Below are 7460 nucleotides of genomic sequence, written 5' to 3'. Positions count from 1 at the left end.
GCCGTCCCACAGCGACGAGATCTTCGCGCCGCTCGGCAGATCGAACTCGACGGTCCAGCTCGGCAACGTCGCGCCCGAGCCGTTGCTGATCGTGTACTTGCCCTCGTACCCGGTGCCCCAGTCGGAGCCCTTGGTGAAGGCGGCGCCGACGCCACCGGCGGCGCTCGCCGGCACGGTGACGAGACCGACCGCGATCGCGCCGACCGCGGTGAAAAGACCGAGGAGGTGCCATCTCTTTCTGGACATCGCTCTCCCTTGAGCCAGGTGCGGGACGGCGGACACCGACACCGCCGGCGGGGACCAGGGCGGTGTTTTGCGCCGTTTGCGCAAACGTTACGTGGTCCAGACCAATAGGGGAAGCGTCACCACGGAGCGTGGCCAGTGGTCAAGACCAGTCCTCGGTACGGCCGCCGTACTGGTCCAGACCGGTTACGCAGCGCACCCGGAGCGCGCCGGCCGGTGGGCACCGGCTAACCGCTTCCGAGGACCGCGAGCCCCAGCGGCGTGATGTGGTGCGTGGCCAGGTTTTCGTGCCGGTCGGTGGTGATCAGGCCGGCGTCCCGCAGGACGGTGGTGTGGTGGCTGACGGTCGCCGGGGCGACGCCGGCCTGCCGCGCCAGCCGGGTGGTGGTGCCGCCGGTGACGGCCGAGCGGAGGATCGTGGCCCGGGTGGGGCCCAGCAGCGCGCTCACCTGGTCCCCGCCGCGCCGGGCGGCCAGCAGCCGGGCACCGGCGTGGATCGGGACGACGAGCACCGGGCGCAGCCGGGGATCCGCCAGCGCCACCGGGTGGTGGACGCCGAAGTAGCTGGGGATCAGCACCAGCCCCCGGCCTTCGAGGAAGAGGTCGCGATCGATCGGGTAGTCGACGGCGAGCACCGGCGGCCGCCAGCAGGTGGCCGGCCCGAGCCACCGGAGCAGTCCTTCGGGCCCGGCGTGCACGTACCGCTGGATCCCGCCGGCGCACTCGATCCGCAGGGCGCGTTCGACCTCCCCGAGGTGCGGCTCGATCAGCGACCGGAAGTAGACGAGCAGCGCCCGCCGCAGGTGCAGCAGGGCGGCCACCTTCCCGCGGGCCAGCTGCTCGAGCCACGTCGCGGCCGCCCCGTCGGCCGGCCGCAGCCGGCGAACCTCGGCGCACAGCCGACGCCGCGGTGTCGCCAGGACCAGTTCGGTGCCGCACTCGATGTCGGCCACTTCGGCGGGCGGCGTCAGGAAGTCCGGGAAGTAGTCGGCGTGGGGCGCGACCGTCACCAGCGACTGCACGGCCGCCCGCAGACAGCCGTCCTCGCCGACGCACTCGCGCACGCGCCGCCGCCAGGAGCCGAAGGACAGGCCGCCACCGGAGTACTGCAGGGCCTGAACGCTGCCGACGACCTCCCACATCAGATCGGTGTCCAGCTTCAGCCGCGTGCGCGCCAGATCGGCGTCGGTGAAGTGGATGCGCAACTGCGGCACGTCGTCCCCCCGGACCTGGAAGCACACTTCCCACGGACAAGTGCGGCGAAGGGGGCGGCCAAGTACGTGCGTCAGCCGGTAGGAGCAACCGCCGGGCTCAGGTTTCCGTCCCGCCGCCCGGCACCCGCCTCGCCTTCCACTCGGCCCACAGCACGTCCCCGAAGTTCTGCCACTTCGCGAACCGCTCGTCCGGGCTCGCCGCGGCCGAGGGGTCGAACGTGCCGACCTTGGCTGCGGGGCGGTCGGCACGCGACGGGACCGCGGCCTCGCGCTGGAGCCTGTCCCGGAACTCCGCCCAGATCTCCTTGGCCTCCGCCTGCATGTCGTTCTCCACGCTGTCGAAGGCCTTCCACACCTTGCGGAGGCAGTTGCCGGGCGACAACTCCGCCTTGAACGCCCACTGCAGGTCGAGCCAGCCGACATCGCCGCCGAACATGGTGTCCATGGCGCTGTTCAGCTTCTTTCCCAGCCACGTGAGTGACAGCCCGCCGGCCGGGACACCGATCGCCCGCACGCGCGCCGCCCGGTCCGCCAAATCGGTTTCGCCCTCGTAGAGCGTCGCCACCGCATCCCTGAACTCGGTGAAGTCCGCGGCCCGCTGGGCCGCACCGACCGCGGTGAGCTTGTCCTTGACCAGTGCGGTCACGGCCTTCCGCGCGCGCGACTCGGCGGCGGCGGTCCGCTTCGCCAGCAGCTTGTCGATGGCCGCGGGGATTTCCGGCAGGACGGTCTTGTAGGTGTTCGTGTAGTAGACCAGCCCCTCGGTCGCTTTCAGTGCTCCGCTCCAGTCCTCGCCCGGAACAGCGGTCTCACAGTCTCGGAGGTAGCCGGCCACTTCGGCGCCGTAGGCCGCGCCGGCGGCCGCCCGGCTTCTCCCGCCACCGCAGGCCACGAACTTGAACGCCGTGTCCTTCTTCAGCTGCCGCGGGTTCTTGGAGACTTCGTCGCCGAATTGGCCCGGGTTGAGTCCGCCCAGCTGTTCCCGGTTGCCGTGGCCGTAGAAGACCGAAGCTTCGGTGGTGGGCGCCGAAGGAAAGACCCACGAGGCATCCCAGTCGTGCTTTCCGCACGCACCGGCGGCCCCCTTGGCGATCAGCGACTCTTCGATCTCGTCGACTTCGGCGTTGCCCACCATGTTGTGCACGCCTTGCTCATAGGGATTGGGCATGCGCACCATCAGCCGTTGCACGGGCACCACCGGCTCGGCCCGCCCGAGCATCGCGAGCACGGCCTGGTTCCCGGCAAGCCGCTGCCAACCCAGAAGCGAGTGGGCCGGCGCGCCGTCCGGAGTACGGGCGGGGCGTTTCGCTGTCTGTTCCGGCTGGGATTCGGCGTGTTCTTCCACAGGGCACCGGCTTTCGGACTGTGTCCGATCAGACACTACCGGTGACGAGCACGGGACCGGCAGGCCCGCGAGGGCACGGATCACTGCCCGTCGAAGCGCCCCACGAGCCGGAAAATGACAACAGGCCCAGTTTCTCCCGAGGGAGGAACTGGGCCTGTTGCTTTTACTGTCTCAACCAGACGTGCGCCCGAAGGGATTCGAACCCCTGACCTTCTGATCCGTAGTCAGATGCTCTATCCAGCTGAGCTACGGGCGCGTGTTCAGTTGTAACCTAGCACCCGGCGAACCGAGTACCAGCGGAGGCTCCGGGATTTGAACCCGGGAGGGGGGGTTACCCCCAACCGCATTAGCAGTGCGGCGCCATAGACCAGACTAGGCGAAGCCTCCTGGGCCCAACGACCACTGCTCAGATAGGTTACACACCCCTGGATCACCCCAGAACAGCACCCCCCTTACGCCCTCCGCAGCAGCCTGAGCAGGCGCGGAGAGCGGCCGCCCAGGCCCTCGGCCTCGAACGTTGCGATGCCGACTCGCGGGAGTTCGCGCACTCCCGGGTACACCAAGTAGCGGGGTACCCAGCGCGGCTGGAACTTCGCGTTGAAGCGGTACAGCGTCTCGATCTGGATCCAGCGCGAGAAGAAGTGCAGGACCTTCGCCGCCGTCTTGGCCACCGGGCCCGCGCCGATGCGCTGGCCCTGCTCCATCAGCGCGCGGAACGCCGCGAAGTTCAGGGAGACCTGGGTGACGCCGTGCCGGGCCGCCGCCAGCAGGAGTTCCGAGATCATCAGCTCGTTGACGCCGTTGTCGGCCGTGCGGTCGCGGCGCATCACGTCCAGCGAGAGGCCCGTCTTGCCCCACGGCACGAACTGGAGCACGCCGCGGACGCGGCCGCCCTGCTCGGCCGTCACCAGGACCGATCGCGGGTCGCCCATGCGGCCCAGTGCCATCGAGAAGCCGCGCTCGGTGTCCGTTCCGCGCCAGGTGGCCGCCAAGACCTCCAGTTCGGCCAGCTCGCCGGGGCGCAGGTCCTCGGCCCGGCGCACCAGCACCTTGTAGCCCGCGCGCTTGGTGCGGGCCGCCGCCTGGCGGACGCCACGCATAGTGCGGCCGTCCAAGGTGAAGCCCGCTGCGTCCACGACCGCTTCGTCGCCGATCTCCAGGACCTCCAGGCCGAAGCGGGCCCAGACCGTCGCGCCGAGTTCCGAGACGCCCATCGCCGCCGGGACCCAGCCGTTGCTCCGGCAGACCTCCAGGTACTCCTCGATCGCGCCCGGCCAGGCCTCGTGGTCGCCCAGCGGGTCGGCCGAGCACAGCGCGACCCCGGCGATCACGCGGTAGGTGACCGCGGCCTTGCCCGTCTTCGAGAACACCGCGAACTTGTCCCGCCGCAGCGCGAAGTAGCCGAGGGAGTCACGGTCGCCGTGCTCGTCCAGGAGCCGGCGCAGCCGCGCGACCTCCTCGTCGGTCAGCCGCGGGGCCGGCTCCGCCGAGCGCAGCAGGAAGTACGCCGACACCAGGACCGCGGCGAGGCCGAACAGCAGGCCGACGGCGGCGGTGAGGTCCTCCAGCCACATCTGGTGGAACACCGCGGGCCCGCTGGCGGCGACCAGGGCGAGCGCGGACTCCGCGAGCCGGTCGCCGAAGCCCATCGGCTCCAGGGCCACCCGCGGCGCCACGGAGAGCAGGATGACGTTGATCACGAACCCGGCCAGTGCCAGCTGCACGAAGACGCGGACCGCCCGCCAGCGCCCGACCACCGGGTCCGGCTTCGCGACGAAGTAGCGCCGGTTGGCGATCAGGCCCACCAGCAGCAGCACCGACACCAGGCCCGCGCCGAAGACGTGCTTGAGCCCGAGGTGCGACATCGTGAGCAGCACCGTCGCCCCGACCGCCAGCTGCCAGGCGCGGCGCTTGCGGCGCCGGAGCCCCGCGGCCAGCATCACCAGCAGCACGCCCATGACCAGCGCCACGGTCGCCGCGGCGACGGTGGCCTCCTGCGGCAGCTCCAGCCATTCGGCCAGGTGCCCGCGCAGGCTGCGCCGCCCGGCCGGGATCAGGATCGAGCCCAGGGTCATCAGGCCCGCCAGCCGGGTCACCCAGGTGATCACCCCGACAGTGGTGGCCCCTGCCACCTTCCAGGTGATCTGCGCGCGTGTCCCCGTCACCACCCGTACAACCCGCCGTGGATGATCATGCTTCCCCCATCTACCCCCCGGCGAGCTCCACGAACGGCGCCAGCGCCGCCGGGTTGGCCAGCGCGTCGCGGCTGACGGCCCGGTCGGGAGCCACACCGGCGAGGATCTTCTTCACCGGTACCTCACACTTCTTACCGTTCAAGGTACGAGGAATCTCGGAAACCACGACGAACCGATCGGGTACATGGCGCGGTGACAGCGCGCTACGAAGCTCCTTGCGCAGGCGCGGTTCGACGTCTTCGAGCGCGACGCCGCCCGCGAGCACCACGAAACAGATCAGCTGGCCGTCCTCGTTCCCGGCCGCCGAGGTGTCCACGACCAGGGAATCCGCGATTTCGTCGTAGCCCTCGACGACCCGGTAGAACTCCGCCGTGCCCATCCGGACGCCGCCGCGGTTGAGCGTCGAGTCGCTGCGGCCGTAGATCACCGCGGAGCCGCGGTTCGTGATGCGGATCCAGTCCCCGTGGCGCCACAGCCCGGGGTACATCTCGAAGTACGCCTCCCGCAGCCGCGAGCCGTCGGGGTCGTTCCAGAAGAACACCGGCATCGACGGCATCGGCTGGGTGATGACGAGCTCGCCGACCTCCTCGACGACGGCGTTGCCCGCTTCGTCGAAGGCGTTGACCGCGGCACCGAGCGCCGGGCAGGACAGCTCGCCGAGCCAGACCGGGACGTCGGGCGCCGCCGCGACGAACGCCGCGCACAGGTCGGTGCCGCCGGAGACCGAGCAGATCTGGACGTCCTTCCCGACCTCGTTCACGATCCACCGGAAGCCTTCGACGCTCAGCGGCGCGCCGGTGGAGCCCAGCGCACGCAGCCCGGTCAGGTCGTAGCGCTCGGCGGGCTTGAGGCCGGCCTTGAGGCAGCTCTGGATGAACGGCGCCGACGTCCCGAAGTAGGTGACGCGGTGCTGCTCGGCCAGGTGCCAGAGCGCGTTCAGGTCCGGGAAGCCGGGGCTGCCGTCGTAGAGCACGATCGTCGTGCCGACGAGCAGGCCGGAGATGAGGAAGTTCCACATCATCCAGCCGGTGGTGCTGAACCAGAAGAACCGGTCGCCGGGCCCGAGGTCGGTCTGCAGGGCGAGGGCCTTGAGGTGCTCCAGCGTGATGCCGCCGTGGCCGTGCACGATGCCCTTCGGCAGGCCGGTGGTGCCGGAGGAGTAGAGCACCCACAGCGGGTGCGCGAACTCGACCGGCTCGAACAGCAGCGGCGCGCCTTCGTGCTTCACGAGCAGCTCGTCCCAGTCGAGGGCGCCGTCCATCCGGCCTTCGCCGACGTACTCGACGAGCACGGTCGCGGCCAGCGACGGCAGCTGCGCCTGGAGGTCGGCGATCGTCGTCCGGATGTCGAACTGGCGGCCGTTGTACGCGTAGGCGTTGACCGCGAAGAGCACCTTCGGCTCGATCTGCACGAACCGGTCCGCGACCGCGCGGACGCCGAAGTCCGGCGAGCACGACGACCAGATCGCCCCGATGCTCGCGGCGGCGAGGAAGGCGACCAGCGTCTGCGGGCAGTTCGGCGCCAGTGCGACGACCCGGTCGCCCTTGCCCACGCCGAGTTCGAGGAACGCGGCCCGAGCCGCGGCGACCTCCGCGCGAAGCCGGCCGTACGTCAGGTGGCTCGCGAAGCCGTCTTCACGGTGGAAGATCACCGCCGTCTCGTCGTCACCCTTCGCGGCGCCCGCGACGCCGGGGGTGAGCGCGTGCTCGGCGTAGTTCAGGGTGCCGCCCTCGAACCAGACGGCGTCCGGCATCCCGCCCGAGAGCACCTCGCCCGGCTGGTCGTGCCAGCGGACGCCGAGGAAGTCCGCGACCGCCGCCCAGAAGTCCGGGCCGCGCTCGACGGAGAACTCCCACAGCGCGCGGTAGTCGTCCACCTCGACGCCGCGCTCGGCGCGCAGCCACCGGCGGAAGGCTTCGATCTTGGTGTCGGCAACGTGGCCCGGCTCGGGGCGCCAGAGCACTTCGGGGGCGTCGGCGGTGTGCGTCACGCTCCGAGCCTAATCCCTCGGATCCGGAAATCACTGTGGTCGGAACCGACACGGGAACCGGGTGAAGAATGTGTGCCACCCACACTTAACGCAGGTGCGCGTCGAACCAGCTGAGCGTGCGCTGCCAGGCCTCCGCCGCCGCGCCCGGGTCGGCGTCGAAGCGGTGGTTCGCGCCCGGGTAGTGGACGACGTTCGTGGCGACCTTCGCCGACGCGGCGGCGTCGCGCAGGCGCTCCACGTCGGCGCTGCCCGCCTCGTCGCCGGCGTCGCCGTACATGCCGAGCCAGGGGCTGGTGAGCCGCCCGGCGATTTCGACCAGCGCGGGCAGTTCGGCGGCCTGCTGCCCGCCGACGCTGACCGCGGCACCGAGCCGGCGGTGCGACGCGACGACGAGGGCCGCGGTGCCGCCGAGGTCGAAACCCATCACGCCGAGCAGGTCGGCCTGCACGCCCCGCTCGACCAGCCAGGCGAGG

6 protein-coding genes and 2 tRNA genes are annotated in these 7460 nt (G+C 70.9%); all 8 read right to left on the bottom strand.

Annotated elements, in window-relative coordinates; genetic code table 11:
- Window positions 1-246 (bottom strand): cellulose binding domain-containing protein (locus CCN39_RS15665; RefSeq protein ID WP_208630240.1); only part of this gene is annotated, 246 nt, incomplete at its 3' end.
- A 224-nt stretch (window positions 247-470) separates the two neighbouring features.
- Window positions 471-1457 carry an ArsR/SmtB family transcription factor gene (locus tag CCN39_RS15660; protein WP_143264049.1) on the bottom strand — a complete coding sequence of 329 codons (987 nt, stop codon included), beginning with the start codon at window positions 1455-1457 and terminating at the stop codon, window positions 471-473.
- A 97-nt stretch (window positions 1458-1554) separates the two neighbouring features.
- Window positions 1555-2676, bottom strand: coding sequence for a hypothetical protein (locus tag CCN39_RS15655; protein ID WP_244210803.1), 1122 nt, complete (start codon window positions 2674-2676; stop codon window positions 1555-1557).
- 308 nt (window positions 2677-2984) lie between these two features.
- Window positions 2985-3058 (bottom strand) — tRNA-Arg (locus CCN39_RS15650).
- A gap of 41 nt (window positions 3059-3099) precedes the next feature.
- Window positions 3100-3189 (bottom strand) — tRNA-Ser (locus tag CCN39_RS15645).
- A gap of 65 nt (window positions 3190-3254) precedes the next feature.
- Window positions 3255-4970 (bottom strand): phosphatidylglycerol lysyltransferase domain-containing protein, encoded by a 1716-nt coding sequence (locus tag CCN39_RS15640; protein ID WP_086842673.1) that lies wholly within the window; start codon window positions 4968-4970, stop codon window positions 3255-3257.
- A gap of 37 nt (window positions 4971-5007) precedes the next feature.
- Window positions 5008-6987, bottom strand: a complete 1980-nt coding sequence (locus CCN39_RS15635) for an acetoacetate--CoA ligase (RefSeq protein WP_086842671.1) — start codon at window positions 6985-6987, stop codon at window positions 5008-5010.
- 85 nt (window positions 6988-7072) lie between these two features.
- The coding region (locus CCN39_RS15630; protein ID WP_208630239.1) for a dienelactone hydrolase family protein at window positions 7073-7460 on the bottom strand (388 nt) is incomplete at its 5' end.

The sequence above is a fragment of the Amycolatopsis kentuckyensis genome (assembly GCF_002155975.1).
GTDB lineage: Bacteria > Actinomycetota > Actinomycetes > Mycobacteriales > Pseudonocardiaceae > Amycolatopsis > Amycolatopsis kentuckyensis.
The sequence above is the reverse complement of the archived record's forward strand: the minus strand, read 5'-3'. Positions and strand labels throughout refer to the sequence as shown.